Source organism: Butyrivibrio sp. AE3006 (assembly GCF_000424165.1).
Taxonomy (GTDB): Bacteria; Bacillota; Clostridia; order Lachnospirales; family Lachnospiraceae; genus Butyrivibrio.
The window spans coordinates 1-21895 of sequence record NZ_AUJJ01000025.1 but is presented as its reverse complement, the minus strand read 5'-3'; the positions used below and the strand labels follow the sequence as shown (position 1 = coordinate 21895).

The 21895-nt window shown below is 41.5% G+C and carries 19 protein-coding genes and 1 pseudogene; 15 read left to right on the top strand and 5 right to left on the bottom strand.

From position 1 onward, the window contains the following. The first annotated feature begins 156 nt into the window (after positions 1-156). The 9 genes and pseudogenes from G603_RS0113040 to G603_RS0113000 all read left to right on the top strand — a co-directional run bounded on the left by G603_RS0113040 (position 157) and on the right by G603_RS0113000 (position 8613). Positions 157-906 (top strand): EFR1 family ferrodoxin, encoded by a 750-nt coding sequence (locus G603_RS0113040; RefSeq protein ID WP_026670505.1) that lies wholly within the window; start codon positions 157-159, stop codon positions 904-906. A gap of 117 nt (positions 907-1023) precedes the next feature. Beyond that, complete coding sequence (locus G603_RS20355) at positions 1024-1749, top strand: ATP-binding cassette domain-containing protein (RefSeq protein ID WP_051207858.1); 726 nt, start codon at positions 1024-1026, stop codon at positions 1747-1749. Between the two features lie 5 nt (positions 1750-1754). Further along, positions 1755-2588, top strand: a complete 834-nt coding sequence (locus G603_RS0113030) for an ABC transporter permease (protein WP_026670504.1) — start codon at positions 1755-1757, stop codon at positions 2586-2588. A 28-nt stretch (positions 2589-2616) separates the two neighbouring features. Further along, on the top strand, positions 2617-3615 hold the full coding sequence (locus tag G603_RS0113025) for a serine hydrolase domain-containing protein (RefSeq protein WP_035793185.1): 999 nt from the start codon (positions 2617-2619) through the stop codon (positions 3613-3615). Continuing rightward, positions 3603-3962: pseudogene (locus G603_RS20350) on the top strand (MGMT family protein); the annotation flags it as partial. The gene G603_RS0113025 and the pseudogene G603_RS20350, both read left to right, overlap by 13 nt. A 23-nt stretch (positions 3963-3985) precedes the next feature. Then, positions 3986-4663, top strand: a complete 678-nt coding sequence (locus tag G603_RS0113015; protein WP_026670502.1) for an MBL fold metallo-hydrolase — start codon at positions 3986-3988, stop codon at positions 4661-4663. A gap of 29 nt (positions 4664-4692) precedes the next feature. Continuing rightward, entirely contained in the window at positions 4693-5562 is an 870-nt protein-coding gene (locus G603_RS0113010) for a CPBP family intramembrane glutamic endopeptidase (protein WP_026670501.1), read from the top strand. Positions 5563-5680: 118 nt separating this feature from the next. After that, positions 5681-6019 (top strand): metal-sensing transcriptional repressor, encoded by a 339-nt coding sequence (locus G603_RS0113005; RefSeq protein WP_026496926.1) that lies wholly within the window; start codon positions 5681-5683, stop codon positions 6017-6019. Between the two features lie 17 nt (positions 6020-6036). Beyond that, positions 6037-8613 (top strand): heavy metal translocating P-type ATPase, encoded by a 2577-nt coding sequence (locus tag G603_RS0113000; RefSeq protein ID WP_026670500.1) that lies wholly within the window; start codon positions 6037-6039, stop codon positions 8611-8613. Between the two features lie 81 nt (positions 8614-8694). On the opposite strand, the gene G603_RS0112995 is transcribed toward G603_RS0113000, so the two are convergent. Next, positions 8695-10122 (bottom strand): hypothetical protein, encoded by a 1428-nt coding sequence (locus G603_RS0112995; protein ID WP_026670499.1) that lies wholly within the window; start codon positions 10120-10122, stop codon positions 8695-8697. Positions 10123-10281: 159 nt separating this feature from the next. Here G603_RS0112995 and G603_RS22630 point away from each other — a divergent pair, with 159 nt between their 5' ends. Next, positions 10282-10503 (top strand): hypothetical protein, encoded by a 222-nt coding sequence (locus G603_RS22630; RefSeq protein ID WP_035793182.1) that lies wholly within the window; start codon positions 10282-10284, stop codon positions 10501-10503. Here G603_RS22630 and G603_RS20345 read toward each other — a convergent pair. Then, positions 10462-11172 carry a sce7726 family protein gene (locus G603_RS20345; protein WP_155832678.1) on the bottom strand — a complete coding sequence of 237 codons (711 nt, stop codon included), beginning with the start codon at positions 11170-11172 and terminating at the stop codon, positions 10462-10464. The genes G603_RS22630 and G603_RS20345 overlap by 42 nt on opposite strands. A 198-nt stretch (positions 11173-11370) precedes the next feature. Between G603_RS20345 and G603_RS0112980 the strand changes: the two genes are divergently transcribed. Beyond that, positions 11371-13125: an ABC transporter ATP-binding protein gene (locus G603_RS0112980; RefSeq protein ID WP_026670497.1), complete on the top strand. Its 1755-nt coding sequence runs from the start codon at positions 11371-11373 to the stop codon at positions 13123-13125. Here G603_RS0112980 and G603_RS20340 read toward each other — a convergent pair. After that, positions 13099-14451 carry an MATE family efflux transporter gene (locus G603_RS20340; RefSeq protein WP_035793179.1) on the bottom strand — a complete coding sequence of 451 codons (1353 nt, stop codon included), beginning with the start codon at positions 14449-14451 and terminating at the stop codon, positions 13099-13101. The genes G603_RS0112980 and G603_RS20340 overlap by 27 nt on opposite strands. 140 nt (positions 14452-14591) lie before the next feature. Between G603_RS20340 and G603_RS0112970 the strand changes: the two genes are divergently transcribed. The 4 genes from G603_RS0112970 (at position 14592) to preA (ending at position 19806) form a co-directional block, all read left to right on the top strand. After that, positions 14592-15473, top strand: coding sequence for a helix-turn-helix domain-containing protein (locus tag G603_RS0112970; protein ID WP_026670496.1), 882 nt, complete (start codon positions 14592-14594; stop codon positions 15471-15473). Between the two features lie 41 nt (positions 15474-15514). Further along, positions 15515-17629: a helicase-related protein gene (locus G603_RS20335; protein ID WP_051207856.1), complete on the top strand. Its 2115-nt coding sequence runs from the start codon at positions 15515-15517 to the stop codon at positions 17627-17629. 136 nt (positions 17630-17765) lie between these two features. Continuing rightward, positions 17766-18206, top strand: coding sequence for a hypothetical protein (locus G603_RS0112960; protein WP_026670495.1), 441 nt, complete (start codon positions 17766-17768; stop codon positions 18204-18206). 106 nt (positions 18207-18312) lie between these two features. Continuing rightward, positions 18313-19806 carry an NAD-dependent dihydropyrimidine dehydrogenase subunit PreA gene (gene preA / locus G603_RS0112955; RefSeq protein WP_026670494.1) on the top strand — a complete coding sequence of 498 codons (1494 nt, stop codon included), beginning with the start codon at positions 18313-18315 and terminating at the stop codon, positions 19804-19806. Between the two features lie 364 nt (positions 19807-20170). Here preA and G603_RS0112950 read toward each other — a convergent pair whose 3' ends face one another. Both G603_RS0112950 and G603_RS0112945 read right to left on the bottom strand, forming a co-directional pair. Next, entirely contained in the window at positions 20171-21136 is a 966-nt protein-coding gene (locus G603_RS0112950) for an IS3 family transposase (protein WP_026669667.1), read from the bottom strand. After that, positions 21133-21834 carry a helix-turn-helix domain-containing protein gene (locus G603_RS0112945; protein WP_051207548.1) on the bottom strand — a complete coding sequence of 234 codons (702 nt, stop codon included), beginning with the start codon at positions 21832-21834 and terminating at the stop codon, positions 21133-21135. The genes G603_RS0112950 and G603_RS0112945 overlap by 4 nt, the downstream gene beginning before the upstream one ends. Between the last annotated feature and the right edge of the window lie 61 nt (positions 21835-21895).

The window sequence follows — 21895 nt, the reverse complement described above, 5'->3', positions numbered from 1 at the left end:
GAAAAGCTTTCGAGTAACAGAACCAATAGATAAAATAGTGAAAAACAGACCCGAATAAGTGAATCCGGGTCTGTTTTTTTATTAAAAGAGTATAGTAACTATACAGTTAGGCAGATATACATATAACATCTTTGATAAAGATTAGGAGGTTACATTATGACAGTATTGTACTTTAGTTCTACAGGTAACTGCCTGTATATAGCAAAGCGAATTGGAGGCAGGCTTCTATCTATACCGGAGTGTATACGTGAAGAAAATTATCATATAGAAGATTCAGAAGTAGGGCTAGTTTTCCCTGTTTATGGGCTTTGTGTTCCGCCGTTTATTGTAGAGTTCCTTGAGAAAACATCTATCAGGACTTCATACCTTTTTGCCGTAGCTACCTATGGATTTTTCCCCGGAGCGGTATGCGGACAGTTATCGAAAATCAGGACGAAAGACGGGAGATGCTTTGATTACATCAATCGCCTTAAAATGGCTGAAAACTGTATTACCTTTTCAGATATGGCAAAGCAAAAGGGCGACAGTAAAAAGCAGCAGTCTCAGATAGATGAACTGCTTGCAGACATCACTGAGCACAAAAGGTATATCAGGGAGGATTCACCATTTAAGAAGCTTATGACAAAGAATCATCTTAAGAATTACGAGTTCGAAACCGGAGTTGGAATCACAGATATGCTCAGCGTTTCAGCTGACTGTACGGGGTGTGGTACCTGCGCCTGTCTGTGTCCCATGCAGAATATCAGTATTATTGGAGGGGCTCCGATATTTGACAGCAATTGTATAAGCTGCGGTGCCTGTCTTCAAAACTGCCCGCGAAATGCAATTCATCATCAGAAAGAAAAAAGCTCGGCAAGGTACAGGAACCCTCACATTGGCCTTGAAGAATTAAAAATGTCTTCCTGAATTTTTCAATTTAGTGTAAAGCAGGTCCTTATCCGTGCAAATGAAAGACCTGCTTTTACTATGTGATACCTTACATATTGTAAAAAGACTGTTTCAGCAGAGAAAGGAAGGAACAAAATGAAAAGTTATTTGGAAACTAAAAATTTGACTAAAAGATATGGTTCCTTTGAGGCTGTTAAGGATATGAACATTCATATTAACAGAGGAGATATTTACGGTCTCATTGGACCAAACGGAGCAGGAAAAACAACACTTATGAAGATGCTTGTTGGATTCGCTACTCCAACCGGCGGCGAGGTAGAAGCTGCTGCCGGAGATCATTACCTTGAAAAAGTCGGATGTCTTATTGAGAGTCCCGGAATATACGGATATCTTAATGCTTTTGACAACATGAAGCTTAAGGCACTTTCAATGGGCATGTACGACGAGAAGGAAATAAGGAGCATTCTTGATTTTGTCGGATTATCGAGGGAGCCCAAAAAGAAAGCAGGAAAGTTTTCTCTTGGAATGAAGCAGAGACTTGGAATTGGCATGGCGCTTATAGGAAGTCCTGAGTTTTTGATTCTTGATGAGCCCATAAACGGACTTGATCCCCAGGGAATCATTGAAATGAGAGAACTCATTAAAAGACTCAATGAAGAAAAGAAAATGACAATCATGATATCAAGCCACCTCCTTGGAGAACTTCAGAAGGTTGCCACAGTTTTTGGCATCATTTCAGAAGGAGAGCTTGTAACAGAAGTAACTGCAGACGAGTTGAAGAACAGCTATCTTGACGAGGCTGATTCTCTCGAGGAATTCTATTTGGATATTATCAGGAAAGGACAGAAGAAGGCATGCTAAATCTAATGAAAATGAATCTGTACAGGTTTTTTAAAACAAGAGTTTTTTATATAACGCTTTTAATCACGATAATTTCATTTGGACTTCTGTCCAGACTGGAGACTGACCCATCTTCGGAGATTTATGAGGCACACGTAGAACAGCAAAGCCAGAATGAAGAACATGTAGGGATAGTTGCTACTGAAGAGATAACTGCTGAAACAAGCTTAGAGGAGCTCTATGCAAGCTTTACAGCTTCCGGCTTTATTCTGATCATGGTGGGAGTATTTGCTATCGTATATACGGAGGAGGAGAGGAAGAGCGGCTTTTTGAAAAATCTTTTGACAACCCGGAAGGAGAAGAAAAACATTTTTCTTACAAAAATCCCGGTGGTATTTTTGTATACCCTGATCATGTTTCTGGGATCACTTCTTGCAATAAGACTTGGAAGCCTTGGCAGAGGCCCCGGTATGTATGCTGTGCAGAGTATTAGTTCACTTATCAGCTTCACGGTCTTAGAAGTGCTCCTTCATACAGCATTTGGAATTGCTATGATGGCGTTTTATGAGATTACCAGAAATACCATTATTCCAATCATGCTTGCTATTTTTGGATCTGCAAATCTTCATGGAATGCTTCTTGACATGCTTGAAAGAAAGCTCGTTTCCATGAGACCTTCTCTTGCAGGTTTTATGGAAAAGTATGCCCTTTCAAGAAATCTCATCGTAACTAAGGCAAACTACCTTGGAGATATTGAGATACCTTTTTCCCATATGAATGTTATCATTGTTATTATAGTTGGACTGGTTATATACTCGGCGATGGGAACGCTCATATTTACCAAGAGAGATACAATATAAGAGAAACCAGTCCTAATGGAGGTTGAGTATGTTTGAAGAATTTATACCAGAAAACTTCAGAGGTGCAGCATATATTCTGCAGGATGATAAGGTGCTTGTAGAGCATGCAGCAGGATACAGAGACTATGCCAATGAATTACCCAATACAATAGACACTAAATTTGCCAGCGCATCAGCGGGAAAAGTTTTTGTGGCAGTTGGCATCCTGCAGCTTATTGAAAAAGAAAGGCTTCATTTTTCAGATACAATAGGTCAGCTTATAGATATCGACTGGAAAGCGATTGATACAGATATAACTGTTGAGCAGCTTTTAAACCATACATCTGGAATACCGGATTATTTTGATGAATCCGTGATGGACGAGTATGAGGAGCTGTGGGTTGATTTCCCCAATTATAAGATCAGGCATAATGATGACCTGCTTCCGCTTTTCATCGATAAGCCCATGATGTATCCTAAAGGAAGCAAATTTCAGTATAACAATACAGGTTACGTTGTGCTTGCCATGATCCTGGAGAGAGTAACAGGGCAGCCCTTTGATCTGTATCTTAAGGAAAATATATTTGATAAATGCGGTATGACAGGCACAGGCTACTACGAGCTTGATAAGCTCCCTGCAAAATGTGCTGTAAATTATTTGTGGTGCAACAGCGCAGATGATTTGAGAACCAATATTTTCTGCGTGGATGCCAAGGGCACAGGTGCAGGCGGTGCATTTATCACAGTAAAAGACATTGCAAATTTCTGGAAGGGACTTAAGGGCGGCAAGCTTCTTTCAAAAGAAATGGCTGACAATATGCTAAGTAAACACAGCGGCGATGGCAATGATCCAGAAGAAGGATATTATGGCTATGGCGTTTGGATAATCGATGGAAAAGAGCAAAAGGATATTCCGTATTTCCAGGGATGTGATCCCGGAGTCTGCTTTATTTCGGATTATAATCCAAACAATAACAGGATTGCTGTGTATGTCAGCAATTATGGTGATGATGTCTGGGAGATTGCAAGGAATATCAGGAAAAATTAAAAAGAATGGTTGCAGAGAACGACGATTTAATCACATATTCCCCCTCAAAAAGAATATATGAAGCAGTAAAGAAAATCCCCAATGGCAGGGTTGCCACTTATGCAGATGTTGCGCAGATGGCAGGGAACAGGAAAATGGCAAGAGCAGTTGGAAATGCTCTTCATAAAAATCCTGACCCCGATACAATACCCTGCCACAGGGTTGTTAACTCTAAGGGCGAGCTTGCCGTTAAATATGCCTTTGGTGGTGCATTGAAACAGGCAGAGATATTAGAGAGCGAAGGCGTTACGGTTGTTGATGGCAAAGTGGATTTGGAAAAATACAGAATTGTAATGGATGAAGTTTGATACCTATAGAATCAGGGGTTGTTATGAAATTAGAAAGGTTATCGGAAAGGGTTTGGTACTATCCCTTTGAACAGGAAAGGGACAGACCCAATCTTGGGTACATTAAAGGGGATAACTGGTCTCTTGCTATTGATGCGGGACATTCAGCTGCCCATACAGAAGAATTCTATAAGGCATTGCAGGGAGAGGGGCTTCCTCTCCCTGCTTTAACTGTGCTTACTCATTGGCACTGGGATCATACCTTTGCAATGCATGCCGTGAGCGGGCTCTGCATAGCTAATAGCAGAACGAATCAGTATATTCTGGATATTAGGGGCAGGCTTTTAAAGGAAGGACCGGAGTTCTTCCTCAATATGCATGAGAGCATTAGAAATGAATATCGTGATAATAAGGAGGTTATAGTAACTCCTGCGGACATGGTCTTTGATGGGGAGTTAATGCTTGATCTGGGAAGCTGCCCTGTCAGGCTTTTTCAGGCTGAATCTCCACACACTGATGATTCTACGCTTATCCATATTATTGATGAAAAGGTTCTTTTTATCGGGGATTCAAACGGCGGTGTATTTCCAACCGGGGAAAAGAACCGGGAATTATGTGAGAAACTTGCAGCTACCATATCTTCAATAGATGCTGATATATGCCTTGAGGGACATTGGACACCTGATACGCCTAAGGGTATCGTCGAAGATATTTTGAGCTGATAAGAATAAACAAAAGGGAGTTTTTAGGAATGAAAGAAGTGAAATATAGCAGAAAGTCTTTGATTACATTTTTTCTGCTGGTAATTGGCTTTTCAGCCATCTGGGAGACAGTTTATATTATGGGAGGTCCGGAGTGGGCTGTTGCAGTTTTGATGTGGGTTCCTGCTTTTTCGGCATTTATAGCAGCAATCGTTAATATTCGAGAGAAGGGTGAGAAATTTTCTTTTAAAAAGACAGATCCGCTTATGGGGATAAAGTGTTGCAAAATAGGCTATGTTTTTCTTGGTATTTTGATACCGTTCATATATCTTTTTATACCCTATAGAATTTACTGGACCATGCATCCCGAGAACTTTGGTTACACCGGAGTTTCCTTTGCCATAATAATGAAGGACCTGGCTGTTTACTCAATTGTTATGGTGCTTGTTTCAATGATGACTGCTACAGGAGAGGAGCTTGGCTGGAGAGGCTTTATGCTTCCTGCGCTGCTTGAACGTATGGATGAGAAAAAGGCCATGCTGGCTGTAGGTTTATTCTGGGGCGCATGGCACCTTCCAATTCTTGTATCAGGCGGATATATGGATGGCACATCTCTTGGATACAGGGTTGTGGCATTCATGCTTCATATAATTCCTGTCGCAATTATTTCTGCAATACTGGCTATAAAAAGCGGAAGTGTATGGCCTTCAGCTTTCCTGCATGCGTCACATAACGCCTTTGATCAGGCTGTTTTCCAGGCTATCACAATCGGAGACGATAAGATGTATTATGTCAGCGAAACCGGAGTGTTTACAATAATCTGTGCATGGGTCATTGCCATAGTTATGTATGTTATTTTTGTAAGAACCCAAAGTGAAAATGCTGCGGAAAAAGGTGTATCAGATAGCTGCACTTTATAATTTTGGTAGCTTTAAAAACAAATTGCAAAAAATCTAATTGACAATATACCCCTCTGGGGTATATTATTTTGCTTGTAAGGATACCCCATGGGGGTATGCAATAGATAGGAGATACGTTATGGCAGATACTTTAAATATGACTGAAGAGCTTCAGGAAGAGTGTGGTTGCTGCTGTTCAGGCAAAACAAAAGAAAGAGATGATAAGGAATTCAAGGACCTTATGAACAGGCTTAAGAGAATCGAGGGCCAGGTCAGAGGTGTTGAAGGAATGCTGGAAAATGATGCCTACTGTACAGATATTCTGATGCAGGTTTCAGCTATTACCAGTGCCCTTAACAGCTTCAATAAAGCCCTTCTTGCAAACCACATGAAGACCTGTGTTGTTGAGAACATCAGAGAAGGCAATGAGGAAGTTATAGATGAGCTTGTTGCCACCATGCAGAAGCTCATGAAGTAAGCTAAAGAGGAGTAATTATGGAACAATACAAAGTAACAGGAATGAGCTGTGCTGCCTGTCAGACCAGAGTCGAGAAGGCGGTAAGTTCAGTGGAGGGCGTAGAGAGCTGCGCTGTGAGCCTGCTTACAAATTCGATGGGAGTTGAAGGCTCGGCTCGCCCTGAGGATATAATATCTGCGGTAGAGGCAGCAGGCTATGGAGCAAGCCGCAAAAGTGAAGATGGCAAAAAAGCTATGTCATCAGCCACAGATGATTCTTTAAAGGACACTGAGACTCCTAAAATGAAAAAGAGACTGATCGCATCAGTAATACTGCTGATTCCTCTTATGTATGTGTCCATGGGACACATGCTTTGGGACTGGCCTCTTCCCGGATTCCTTGATGGGAATCATGTGGCAATGGGATTATATGAGCTCCTGATTGCCGGAATGATCATGGTGATAAATCAGAAGTTTTTCATAAGCGGTTTTAAGGGGCTGCTTCACAGATCACCCAATATGGATACCCTTGTAGCTCTTGGTGCTACGGCGTCATACGGCTACAGTATATTTGCTCTTTTTGCAATGACAGGCGCTGTGCAGGCCGCTGATACTGAAAAGGTCATGTACTACATGAATCAGTTTTACTTTGAGGCAGCAGCCATGATCCTTACCTTGATCACTGTAGGTAAGATGCTTGAAGCAAGATCAAAAGGGAAAACAACAAGTGCCCTTAAGGGTCTGATGGATCTTTCTCCCAAGACTGCCGTGATTTTACGTGATGGTACTGAGACCACAGTTCCGATAGAGGAAGTAAAGGTTGGCGATAAATTTGTAGTCAGACCAGGGGACAGCATACCGGTGGATGGTATTGTTTCAGAGGGTGAAAGCGCAGTAAATGAATCCGCACTTACAGGTGAAAGTGTTCCTGTAGAAAAATCTGTAGGCGATAACGTATCCGCTGCCACCATTAACACATCGGGATATATGGTTTGCGAAGCCACAAGAGTTGGCGAAGATACCACTCTTTCAGCTATTATAAAAATGGTTAGTGACGCGGCAGCCACAAAGGCTCCCATAGCGAAGATAGCAGATAAGGTTTCCGGAGTTTTTGTTCCTGTAGTAATAGGAATAGCCCTTGTTACATTTTTTGCATGGCTGCTTGCCGGACAGAGCGTGGGCTATGCCATAGCAAGAGCGGTATCAGTGCTGGTTATAAGCTGCCCCTGTGCCCTGGGGCTTGCAACACCGGTTGCCATAATGGTTGGAAACGGTGTCTCTGCCAAGACCGGAATCCTTTTTAAAACTGCAGCTTCACTTGAGCAGGCAGGTAAAACTCAGATAGTTGCTCTTGATAAAACAGGCACCATCACAACAGGTGAAATGAAGGTCACAGATATAGTAGCTGCTGCAGGTGTTTCTCAAGATGAGCTTTTGAGAGTTGCTTATGCTCTTGAATCTAAGAGTGAGCATCCAATTTCCAAGGCTGTCACAGAATACGGAGCAGATAAAAATATCGCAGCCCTTGAAACCACAGAATTTGAAGTTCTCTCAGGAAATGGATTAAGAGCAAAGCTTGATGGCGCATCGATTTTTGGCGGCAATCTGAGTTATATAGAGAGCGTGATCGGCAATGTCGGAAGTGAAATAAAGGAGACCATAAATACTCTTGCCCGCAGCGGTAAAACCCCTATTCTTTTTGCAAAGGAAGGTAAGCTCCTAGGCATAATAGGAGTCAGCGATGTAATAAAAGAGGATTCCCCGAAAGCAGTCGCAGAACTCAAAAAGCTTGGAATACATGTGGTTATGCTTACTGGTGACAACGAGGTTACAGCAAACGCCATTGCAGTACAGGCAGGTGTTGATGAGGTTGTTGCATCAGTAAAGCCTGACGGAAAAGAAGCAGTCATAAGGCAGCTTATGGAGCACGGAACTGTTACCATGGTTGGTGATGGTATAAATGATGCCCCGGCTCTCACATCAGCTAATCTTGGAATCGCAATTGGAGCAGGTACAGATGTTGCCATAGATGCAGCAGATGTGGTGCTTATGAAAAACAGCATCAGGGATGTTGCGGCAGCCATCAGAATATCAAGGAGCACCCTTAGAAATATCCATGAGAATCTCTTCTGGGCATTTTTCTATAATGTTCTTGGTATTCCTCTTGCAGCAGGCTGTTATGTAGCAGCCTTTGGATGGGAGCTTAATCCCATATTTGGAGCAGCGGCCATGGGCTTATCAAGCTTTTGCGTAGTATCAAATGCGCTAAGGATTAACTGGATAAAGCCCTATGACAGTTCAAGAGATAAGGCTATTAAAAATGCCGTTATAGGCAATTTAATACATAAGGAAGTAACCGCCGAAAAGGTCGGTGAGATCAACAATAATGAAACAGGAAAGGAAAATAAAGAAATGAAGATTACAGTAAACGGAATGATGTGTGAGCACTGTGAGGCTCATGTAAAAAAGGCACTGGAGGCAATTGACGGTATCGAAAGCGCAGTAGCATCACACAAGGACAACCTAGTTACAATTACAAACTCCAAGGATGTCGATGAAGCTGCTATCAAGGCTGCTGTAGAAGAAGCTGGCTATGAGTTTGCAGGAGTGATCTGAGCAAAAACAAAATATAAAATAAGTCCCGGTGTATGCCTTTTTTATCAAGGTATACACCGGGACTTTCATATTAGTCCTTAATTATTTCATCTTAAACTGCTTAGCCTTTGTGTAAAGGGTAGTGTAGGTATAATCATAATGCTTTGCTTCCTGATCATAATATGTGATAAGGATTCTTGTGGGAGCATACTCGCTGTTTCTCTTGGTAATTGCTCTTGTGCTGCGAGGACTTCCGTCTACGTCATCATTAAAGTAACGCTTTCCGTCGCAGTAGTTTGCAAGGCTTCCTACCTTTGAAAGCTTAATTGTGCTGCCGGATTTAACTGTCTTGTAGTAATAGCAGGTATCGCTCTCTTCCTGACCATAGAATTTATCTAAGGCATCGCCGTCACCGTTTAAGTCGCATCCATTGTAAACACCATTTGCATACTGGTCTGTGCGATTTCCTTCAACGTCTTCCTCATAGCTGGTGTTGTTAAAGCTATCATTGTGGTAACCTTTGCTGGCTTTTCTTCTATATGAACCAACCTGAATCTTAACGATCTTATAACCCTTGTTGGCCTTTACAACAAGCTTGCCCTTTGTCTTATTTGTATAGTTATAGTCGTATGAAGCAACTGATCTTCCGTAGTTTATATAATTCTTATCGCCATAGGTCTTTTGGATAAGTGATTTTCCACCATAGGAGAAGGTCTTAAATATTGATGAATCGTCTCTTACAACAACATTAACTGAAACATTTCCTGTAACCTGTCCGGCATTGTTGTAGATTTTGAACTTCAGCTTTGCCTTACCCTTCTTTTTAGGAGTAAGAAGAAGATAAATATCAGCTGAAGAACGATTTGAGTTTATATACTCGGCAGAGTTCTGATCAAAGCCATCTCCGGCGGTAGGAATGATAATCTTTTCTCCGGTGCTCTTGTAATAGTAATATTGCTTGTTTTTGGAATCATAACTGATCTGTGCATGTTCATCAGAATAGTTAACGATACTGTTTCTCTTATCAATTTTAGCTGCAACAACTTTTTTCTTGGTTGATTTTACATTTCCAACTCTAACGTCACCACCACAAAGCTTTACACGAATTCTTGTGGGCTCGCCTGCATCAACATATACTGTGCCGCCCATGCTGGCAGTGTCTGAGTATGTGGCAGAGGGTGAAACTTCTGCTTCAGTACCTGTAGCACCTGTCACTTCGTTCTTATATACCTTCTTTACGATGTAATAAGTTGTTACATTATTTCTTTTCTTATAGGTCTGATAATAGGTATCTTTCTGATCCTTATACTTTTTGAATTCCTGGTTCCATGCAGCCTTATCGCCGGTCTGATATACCACCTGCTTGTCCAAAGAAATCAGGTAGTCATCATAGGTTTTGTTTGTCTTGGCATGTTCAAATTCCAGTGTTATTGTCGGATACCCTGCAGCACTGACTGTGCTTGGAATTGCGCAGGCAATAGACAGCGCAGACGCCAATGCGGCCACGCCGAGTTTGAATAGTTTCCTCATTTTTGTTTCCCTCCAAAACTTTTTTCATGTTTGTTATAAAAATAACACAACATACTAACTTTAAGTGTTTAAGCCATTGCTGTCAAGAAATTATCATTGTATCGTTAACAAGTTGGCGGTATGATTACACAGTAGAGGGACGAGGAGGAGAGATTTATCATGAAAACAGTTACAAAAGAAGAAATAAAGAAGTCACTTGCAGAGGTGGGACTTAAGGCCGGGGATAACGTAATGGTCCACACTTCTCTTAGTAAAATCGGTTATGTCTGCGGTGGGGCACAGACTGGATTACCAAAACAGAAAATAAAAAAAGAGAAGGTGATGAATGAATTCAAACATTTATCGCCTTCTCTTTCTTCTTTTCCGAGGCATAAAGTTTAGCCCCTTTTCTGCCTGCTCCACCATAAGAGCCAGCTTCTTTTCGGGATCAGTTTCCTGCTCTATAGCCTTTTGAAGCTCGCCCTTTCTGTATTCCTTCAGAGTCTCATCGGCTTTTGTGTAATCACGCTCAAACAGAATCCTGCTGATATGAAAATCAAGATCGTCTTTATCTATTTTTTCAGGAATCCGCTCTGCCAGCTTTTTTATGACGAAGTCCTTACTTTTATCCTTATACTTTGGCATGTCATAAATCTGTTGCAGTTCAAAAAGCTCTGGTCTCCAAAGGATTCGAAGCTTGTTTTCAGGGGACATTTTGGGATTGATTTTTGGACGTCTTAGGAAATAAAAGTCGCATTCATCACCCACAGTTTCTACAGTAATGATCCCCCAGTAATCAGGCACGTGCTCCTCGATGTGCATGGCGTGGCTGGTACCTACCACCACAATGTTTCTGTCGTAGAATTTGTCGTAGTCCTTCACCTGCCGCGTAAGCCTTGCATAGGTATCGGCGTCGCTTTTTATCTCAAGACCTATGATACTGTCTGATGTCACCATCACAACATCGGCACGGCTTTTGCCCATGGTCTTTTCTTCAATTATTCTTATTTTTCCATAAGTCTCTTCAAGAAAATCAAAAAGAGGCTCCCGGATATCCTTATCACGAAGCATAATTTTTCCTCACCTTATCATTATACATGAGATGCCATATCTCAAAAGTCGGATACACATTTTCATAACAAAAAATGATAGATAATATGCCAATCTTTAAGAAGTGAGGCGAATCTGCCTATGCTATCATTAAACGGTATCTATGTCCTTAATCTGGAAAAGGGCAGCAGAAATTTTGAAAAAAGGTTGGGGAAAATCATGAAAATGTTATGGAGACTTAGCCGCGAGGCTATCAGGTACAGAAAGCTTTACATAATCGCTATCTTTTCTACACTGATGCTGACGGCCATTAATCTGGCAGCTCCAAAGCTTTTGTCTGCAATGACAGGTCTTGTGGAAAGAGGGATAGATGAGGATGGACTTCATCAAATCGGTCTTCTTACAGTAGGACTTGTTGTTCTTTATCTTATGCGAATCCTCTTTAGATTCTTAAGTAATTATCTTGCACATAAGGCAGCATGGTACCTTGTGGGCGATCTTAGAACCAAGGTTTATGAAAAGCTTGAGCGCATGCATCTTGGATATTTTCACGATAAGCAGACCGGTGATCTCATGAGCCGCGTGGTAAATGACACAAGAGATTTTGAGCTTTTATATGCTCACATAATCCCTGAGACCATCACCAATTTTGTTACATTTTTTGGCGTTCTTGTAATGCTGCTTACCATTAATTTAAAGCTGGCACTTATAACCTGTGCGCCGATTCCGCTTATTCTTTTATCGGGAGTGATCTTTTCCAAAAAGGTAAGACCCTTCTTTAGAATATCCCAGAAAAAGATGGGTGAGCTTAACGGTAAGCTTCAGGATAACCTTTCGGGAATTCAGGAGATCCAGTCCTTTGGCCGCGAAGAATATGAGACAGAGAGAGTTGATGAGCAAAATTTTGAGCATATAAGAGCAATGCTTCACGCCCTTAAAATAAGTGCGATTTTCCATCCTTCAGTTGAATTTATTTCCTCAATTGGAACCATTCTCGTTGTGGGCTTTGGCGGATATCTGGCATATCGTCAGGAGGTAAGGGTTGAAGATATTGTTGCATTTCTTTTGTACCTCAGTCTATTTTACGGACCTATCACCGGAATGGCGAACCTTCTTGAAAACATGCAGCAGTCCATGGCAGGTGCAGAGCGTGTTATAGCAGTTTTGGATACACCCTGTGAGATCGTTGATAAAAAGGATGCAGTGCCGCTTCAGAATGTCAGCGGAGATATCTGTTTTGACAACGTAAGCTTTTCTTACGGCGATGGAGTGCCTGTTTTAAAGAATGTATCCTTCCATTGTCAGCCCGGAAAAATGCTTGCTCTTGTGGGACCTACCGGGGTTGGTAAGACCACGCTGACACAGCTTATTTCTAGATTCTATGAACCTACAGAGGGACATATTTTCATAGATAGACATGATATAGCAGATGTAACCCTTGATAGTCTTAGGAAAAATATTTCGCCTGTACTTCAGGATACATTTTTATTTAACGGAACAATTGCGGAAAACATTGGATATGCGGTACCGGAAGCAGGTATTGATGAGATCATGGAAGCTGCCAAGGCTGCAAATATTCATGAAGCTATACTTGCAATGCCTGATGGCTACGATACTCTTGTTGGTGAGAGAGGACTCAGACTTTCAGGAGGCCAGAAGCAGAGAGTTGCCATAGCAAGAGCGATTCTTAGAAAATCACCTATAATCATTCTGGATGAAGCTACAGCATCCGTTGATGTGGAGACTGAGCAGCAGATTCAGAAATCCATTTCTCAGATTACAGGCAATCACACCATCATAGCTATTGCGCATCGCCTGTCTACGATAAGAAATGCAGATAAGATTCTTGTAATAGAAGACGGACGCATTACCGAGGAGGGTACACATGAAGAACTTGTGACCCTGGGTGGTAGCTACGCCCGTATGAATTATATTCAGAGTAATGCTTCAGGCATTCTTAACGACGCTGAATGATACACTCCTTTGAGTTATTAGTCTAAGCCATGCAGTGAATCCGCTAAGAACCCATACGATTCCTGTGGAGAGCCATATTCCCATCTCGCCCATACCCATGTATTGGGTGATAAGGATGGGAATGGTAAATCTCCCTACGACTTCTATGATTCCATTGAAGAGAGCAAAGAATGCATCTCCAACTCCGGTAAGGACGCCGCGAACCACATAGATAACGCCAAGAGCGATATAGAATAGACTTGTTATTTTAAGACCCATTGTTCCTAGAGCTATAACTTCGGACTCAGATACAAAGAGTGCGGTTATTGCACCGCCAAAAAGCTGCATAGCGATTACCATTACTACAGTGAGGCTTGCCATCATGACAAGTCCTTTTTTATACCCTGTCTGAACGCGGTCATGTCTACCGGCACCGTAATTCTGGCCGCAGAATGTTGCGATTGATGCTCCGAGTGTTGCATAGGGCTGGTGTATCAGCTGCTCAATTCTGCTGGTAGCTGTAAAGGCTGCGACAACCACAGTACCGTAAGAATTGACTATTCGCTGTACAGCCATTGAGGAAATGGCTATAAGGGCAAATTGAAGTGACATCGGTACGCCGAGATGTATAACCTTGTAAGCAAGACCGGGGACGAATACAATGTCCTTCTTTTCAAGTCTGAAGTAGGGGTTTACCTTATAAGCGTAAACTGCACAGCTTGCTGCCGCAATGAACTGGGAGATGATGGTTGCAAGGGCTGCTCCTTTTATTCCCATCTTGAAAAAGTAAACGAAGACAATGTCAAGGCAGACATTTATGATCGCTGACACAATCAGGAAATAAAGCGGCGATTTGGAATCGCCAAGAGCTCGTAGCATTGCGGTTAAATAGTTGTAAGCTGATACAAAGATCAGACCTATGCACATAAAACGAACATACGAGGTCGCATCCTGCAATATAACTTCGGGAGTACTAAGCACCCTGAGCAGAGGACCTGCCGAAATAAAACCTATCGTTCCGAAAATCGCCGGAACAATTATCATTATGATTCCTGTATTTACGATAGTCTTTTTTACTCTGTCATCATCATGAGCACCATAGAACTGCGAAACGATTATTCCGCCTCCGCTTCCGATTCCATTACACAGTGCAAAAAACAGAAAAGTTATGGAAGCAGTTGCTCCTACTGCAGCCAGAGCCTGAGCTCCGACAAAACGACCGACTATTATGGAATCAGCTATGTTGTAAATCTGCTGAAAGATATTTCCGATAAGTGCGGGTAACGCAAATAATAATATGTGCCTTACAGGGTTTCCTGTAGTCATATCTGTAGTATAATTTTTCATATAGAATTAAGCTCCATAAATTCAAAAATAACAATATGTAATATAGGCTTGTCAAAAAAATGATTCTTCTTAAGAATTGATGTTTATGTTATCAGTTTTTGTCAAATGATAACTCTATTGCTAATAGATGGGACAGAATAATGGATTACAGTAAATACGAAAACTACGAATTTGACAATTCAAGTGCCTTTAATTTATCTACAGGCTTTAAGCAGCGCAGCTATAAAGCGCACTGGCATTCATACGGGGAGATAATTCTCGTAGGCCCTGGAAAAACCAATATTTTCAAAGTTAATCAGGACACCTACAATCTGGTTGAAGGTGATTTTGTGCTGATATGGCCCATGGAGATGCATGCAATAGTTGATGCGGACAGAGAGAAAGCTCTTGTCATCCAGTTCAGTAACATGTTTATGAATTCTCTTTTTGATCTTCAGAGAATAATGCATTTTTATAGAAATCTACATGTTCTTTGCATTAATTCCCATCCGGAGCTCGTTGCGCAGCTAAGGGTTATAGCTGATGAGATGAAGGAAATCTTTTTATCAGGAGTTCCCAACAGGGAGCTTAGATGCTGCATGCTTCTTATGAAATTCATGCTGACACTGGATGAACACAGAGAAGAATTTGTTCCAGAGATCAGCGGAAAAGAGTCCCGTGGCTACGAGGATGATGTTATGCGAAGGATGATAAGAGTCACCGAGTATATCAAGAATAACCTCACTGCCGATGATCTGTCGCAGGGAGCCATGGCCCAGATGGCAGGCATAAGTAAGGATTATTTTTCCAGAATATTTAAGAACGTTACCGGAATGAATTACTCCAAGTGGCTTAATACCATAAGGCTTGAGAAAGCCACAGAACTCCTTACACAGAATGATATGACACTGACCAAGATCGCCATGCTTTCCGGATTCCAGAGCATACCCAGCTTTAACAGGGTTTTCCACGAGGAAAAGGGAATGGCTCCCGGTGAATACAGAGCTCTGTTTGTAGGTGATGAAAAGAAGGATTCGGACTGAATATATTTTAGGCCGATTGAATGATGAGTTTGGAATAATCTATGAAAAGAAGACACAAAAGTAGTTTTGCCATAAAAAAAGCCCAATTTAATACAGAGCTTAAGGAAGCCAAAAAAAGATTTCCCCAGGAAGCTTTTGACGAATACTTTAAGAGAGAGCATATCACCATATCCTTTGCGGTTTACAGTGAACTTCTTGATATTCTAAAAACCGAGAAGATCTATATTGATGTTCGCGGCGAAAATGGTAAAAACGAAAAGCAGGAGATATCATCTTCTACCATAGAGCGATTTTGCAGGGATTTTCAGAATAGAATAAATGCTGTTTATCTCATGCAGATCATGCCGGAAATGGGACAGGTCATTCTGGATATTCTTTGGGAATCCGATGATACAGAGATTTTGGAATTCATCACCTCCGTAAGGAAAAAGGTGATCGCCAAGGTCATTATGAAGTACCTTAGAGATTCCAAACGCATAAAGGAGATAGCAGCTTTTTGTAAAAACAATATCTCTGAGCATGTGGTCTTTGAACAGCTTCTTAAAAATCCCAATTATCAAAGGGCTGCAAGGCGTTATAAAAAAACAATGGATGCCAAGAGGCTTCTTTTTGAAACTATTGAGACCTCCACGCCCAATGACTATACGAAGCTTTTTCCTCTTGCAAGACAGGAAAAGAGGAAGTTCATCATTCATATCGGTCCCACCAATTCGGGTAAGACCTATCAGGCTCTTGAAGACCTGAAAAAGTCAGAGAGCGGAATTTATCTTGCGCCTCTAAGGCTTCTTGCCTATGAACAATATGAGAAGATGAACAGAGAGGGTGTACCCTGCTCCATGATCACAGGTGAAGAGCGTATTCTTATGCCCGGATCTTTTCATCAGTCATCTACCATAGAGATGCTTGATCTTAGCGAAGAGTGGGATATGGCTGTAATTGATGAAGCACAGATGGCTGCCGACAGACAAAGAGGTGGCTATTGGACTTCAGCAATTCTCGGGGCAAGGGCTAAGACCATACATATCTGCGCATCCGGTGATGCTGAAAACCTTCTTATTCGCATGATAGAGTCCTGCGGTGATGAATATGAGGTTCAGTACCATGAGCGCAAGACTCCTCTTGTAATGGATGAGAGCGCTGTTGATTTTAATTTCCCTTCTGATGTTATGAAGGGCGATGCCCTCATAGTTTTTTCCAGAAAAGATGTACACTCTGTTGCGGCTGAGCTCCAGGATCATGGAGTTAAGTGCAGTATTATTTACGGATCCTTACCCTATGATGTTAGACACAGAGAAGCCCAGAAATTCGCTGACGGTGACACAGATGTGGTAGTTGCTACGGATGCAATCGGTATGGGCATGAATCTTCCTATCAGACGAATTGTTTTCCTGCAGACCATAAAATATGACGGTATAAACGAAAGACCACTGACCTCCTCAGAAGTAAAGCAGATAGGCGGAAGAGCAGGCAGATACGGAAAATATGATACGGGATATGTGACCTCCTACTACGATTATGAGACCATCGAGGGACTTCTTTTTAGCAGAATGATTCCTCTTAGGCAGGTTATGATAAATATCCCTGAGGACTTCCTCCATAAGGATGGAAAAATCTCGGCGATACTTGATACCTGGAATAAGATCCCCGCTGAAAAGTACTACAACAAGGGTGACATATCAGAGAAAATAAGTATTGCAAGAGCCCTTGAAAGTATCAGCGACAACAGGGAGCTTATCAGAAGATTCATAAGGATTCCTATCAACCAGGACAACAGGGATATTTTCGGCGTGTACCTTGAATATTACAAGCTGGTGAATGACGGCATCTCGCCTGATATTCGAAGGACCATGGCTGAATTTGGTGCAGATACTGTGGATGAAGAATCCAAGGATGCTCTGCTGCACCTTGAAATTGGAAGCTCTATATTTGATTTTTTATATGCTTTTACAAGGGCCTTTGGAGATATGGAGGATCTATATAAGATACTTGAGGGGAAGCGTCTTATATCGGAAAAGATATTTACGATTCTTGATAAGCAAAAGCTCAATCTGAAGTCATGCGCATATTGCGGCAAAAAGCTCAAATGGTCCTATCAGTACAATATGTGCCAGGAGTGCTTCAGAAAAAGAAGATATTTAAGAAAACACAGACAATAGCAATATAATCTGCCCGTGAAGTGGTGAAAAGTGAAGAAGGATATATTTTTTTGATTTAATCCTTGTAAAGAGCGTCAAATACATTTAAAATTTAATTATCACTGACGTTTGACATATTTTGGGGTTAAGGGGATTAATGTCGACATTAGATTATGATGCACTGTTAAGAGATGTGATTTTTGATGAGGATTCTCTCAGAAATGCTATTTCAGAGAGCTTTTCCTGCGATGTTTTTGTGTCGGAGAGATATGATAACACCGTTCGTATGGAGGCCTATTCTGACAAGGGTTACCTTTTTGGAATTTTCATGACCACCTATCCGGATGAGAGGGAATGGGATTCTGATATTGTTGGAGGAATTTATCCATACAATCAGCATGTCTGCATAGCAATCGATAAAGGTAAGGGTGATGTTATCGCTGATGCCATGAGATTTTATATTAGGTATGCTAAAAATAATAATGTCGAGATGTTGATAAAATCCTACATGGATGACGATATCTGTTATATCAGGAATAGTAATCCCAAATGGAATGAGTCATTTTACAGGAATCATGCAAGGCAATATATCATATGAATTACAGGGCTACTACTTATGAAATGAGTAGTAGCTTTTTCGTCTTTTGTAATTGTAAAATAGAAATAATAAAACGTGATAATTAAAAATATGAGGGGGAAAACATATGATAATTAACAGCGTTATAAAGAGATCGGATATTATTACATGTTCTTTGTGTAAGGATGCTCCCTGCAGCGGCGCTTGCCCGCATCTTGATCCCGCAAAGGCACTGCTTGGAATCTGGTTCGATAATCAGGATGTGGCATCCCTGGGACTTCCCAAGGAAAATGTCTGCGCAGGGTGTGATGCGCCTTGTGAGAAAGCCTGTATAAACAGCGGAAAAGTCCCAATCAAAAGCATAATGAGTAAGCTTAATGAAAAGGTTCGTCCCATGGCTGAGATAGAGCTTCCGGATAATGAGGACAGGCTTAAGTGCGATATATGCGGAGTTTCTTTGGAAAATCCATTTTTGTTATCATCATCTGTTGTTGCATCCACCTATGATATGTGTGCAAGAGCCTTTGAAGCAGGCTGGGCAGGAGTATGCTTTAAAACTATATGCTCTCTGGATATTCATGAGGCATCACCACGTTTTTCTGCAATAAAAGGAGATAACGGAAGCATCATAGGCTTTAAAAATATTGAGCAGTTATCGGATCACAGCGTTGCTGAAAACATGGAGATTTTCAGGCGCCTTAAGGAAAAATATCCCACAAAATTTATTCTTGCATCCATCATGGGACAAAATGAAGCAGAGTGGGAATCCCTTGCAAAGCTTTGTGAGGATAATGGTGCTGATGCTATAGAACTTAATTTCTCTTGCCCTAACATGCAGGAGGATGGCCTTGGCTCTGATATAGGACAGGTGCCGGAACTGGTTGAAAAGTTCACAGCAGCTGCTAAGAGGAGTACCACTATTCCTGTTTTGGCAAAGCTTACTCCCAACGTTGCCACCATGAGCCCTGCTGCAGAAGCGGCTCTTCGAGGCGGCGCAGATGGCATAGCTGCTATCAATACCATTAAAAGTATAGTAGGTGTAAGTCCTTATACCTATGTTTCACAGCCTGCAGTCAGAGGAAAATCAGCTGTTGGCGGTTATAGCGGCAATGCTGTTAAGCCCATTGCTCTGCGGTTTATTGCTGAGATGGGACAGAATCCCGCATTAAAGGATATGCACATCACAGGTATGGGCGGTATAGAGACCTGGAGAGATGCCCTGGAATTCATTTTGATGGGCTCAGGTTCTTTACAGGTCACGACGGCAGTCATGCAATATGGATACAGGATAATAGATGACCTTAAGTCGGGACTGAACTACTACCTTGCACAGATGGGTATAAAGTCTGTAAAAGATATAATAGGAGCAGGACTTGAAAGCGTGAGCGATACCACAGATGTCCTTGAGAGAGACAGTGTTCTATTCCCTTCCTTTGACCTTGATAAATGTAACGGCTGCGGAAGGTGTGTCATTTCCTGTAATGATGGCGGACATCAGGCAATTCGTTTTGATGATCGTGTACCAAAGCTTGATGGAAGTAAGTGTGTAGGCTGTCACCTGTGCATGCTTGTATGTCCAAGGGATGCCATTATGCCTGCTAAGAAGAGAATCAAGAGGTGAGTCTTTCATAATTATAGACATGCAAAAAGGGGCTGTGAAAAAATGATCTGGGGTCTGTCAAGTAGACAGGCAAAACAAACAAAATAACATCAAACGAAAAGGTGGTCACATAAACAGTGATCACCTTTTTACTTTGTCGATGGTTGTATCCATCATATTTATCCTTGGTCTGCTTGTTGACTACTATAACTGCCAGGAAATAACTGTCAACCCTGCGCCAAGCGCACCGCGGAGCGGCGTTGGGGTTGACTGATATTTCCTGACAGTTATTCTGTAGTCAAGCAGATCAAGGATATTTGTGCGCTTTAGCGCACTTTATTCAAGGGCAGAGTCGCCAGACTCTGGCTTCGTTTTTGATAGATGATTATGCTGCCCACTTTGCCTTGTACTTCTGGATGCGCTTGTTCTCCGCAATAGGATAATCCTCTGGAGTGTCTGTGAGCAGAGCTTCCTGACGTACTTCTGCCGGAGCCTTTCCTTTAAATCTTTCCTGTGGACGTTCATATGTGTAGAAGTGGAGATATTTTTCTATTGCATCTCTGAGCGATGTTTCGTCGTTTATGTCATACATTGCATACATTTCTGTCTTGATTATTCCCCAGAATCCCTCTGTAGGACCATTATCAATGCAATGTCCAACCCTGGACATTGACTGATCCATTCCTTGGTTCTGAAGCTTCATTTGGAATACTTTGCTGGTGTATTGAAATCCACGATCTGAATGGAACAGAGGTGTGGCATCCGGATATGCCTCTATTGCCTTATCAAATGTTTTGAAAACTAATGCATTATTGTTTCTTGTACTGATTACATATGATACCGGAACACGATCATAGAGGTCCAGAATAGCGCTTAGATATAGTTTTTTATTGACCTCTGGAATCTTGAATTCTGTAACGTCAGTAGCCCACTTCTCGTTAGGTTTGTCAGCATGGAAATCTCTGTTAAGCTTGTTTGCTGCAACTGTTTCCGGTGTAGCATACGTATACTGTTTTCTCTTTTGACGTATAATGGCATGGATCCCAAGAGCCTTCATGATCCTGTGTATGCGTTTGACCTTGTATTCAGTACCATTGAAATGATTTATGTACAGTGTCATACGTCTGTATCCAAGGATATGGCCAAAGCGATCGTCATACTCTCTTATGAGTTCAGCAATCTTATGGTCCTCTAGTTCTTCTTCGGGGATCTCCCGATTAAGCCATTTGTAATAAGCTGCGTGTGATACACCCAGTGTTTTACACATCCAGTTTATACTCCAGTGCTTTTCATTGTAGAAAGACTGTATTGCTATATATTTGCACTCAAACCTAACCTTACCGAGCCTCACATCCCTTCCAATTCTCTCACTTTTTTTAACAGTTCAACAGTCATATCCCTTTCCTGAAGCTGTCGTTTAAGTCGCAGGTTTTCTCTGCGTAAGCGTTCAAGTTCATTAACTTCATCATCTGTTTTGTGATGTCCACGCTTATCAATGAGGGCGTCTTCTCCGTTAGCATCAAACTTCCTCACCCAGCTGTACACCTGTGTATAGGAAACATCATAGGTGGCTGCTGTACCTTTATAATCGCGATCATGATCAATGCAGTACTTAACGATTTCCTTACGTTCTTCAATAGTGGTTTTTCTTCTAGCTTCTGCCATATAGACCTCCCGCTTAGGATCATAATCCTTAAGCTCTCTATTGGCATTATACTTTTTTATCCACCGTCTTAAAACCGTCGTGCTTGAGATATCATATTTAGCAGTTATGTCTGTTATTGATCCTTTTCCTGATAAATAATCCTCAACTGCATTTATTTTAGTAATTGAAGAATACGATTTCGCCGTCGAATGATCATCCGAAAAAGCACTCGCTCCTCTAAGTTTATACTTCGCAACCCATTGTCTCAGTGCTGAATCTGAACGTGTTTCTTTATTATAATGAATTCCATTACGCTCACATACATCATAAGAGTTATACTTTCCCGACAGATAATCTTCACAAGCTCTGATTTTTTGCGCTGCACTATATTTATAAGAAAACACAAAAATACCTCCAAAGTAGACTTTGGTTATTTAACCTATCTACTTTGGAGGTATCATATCA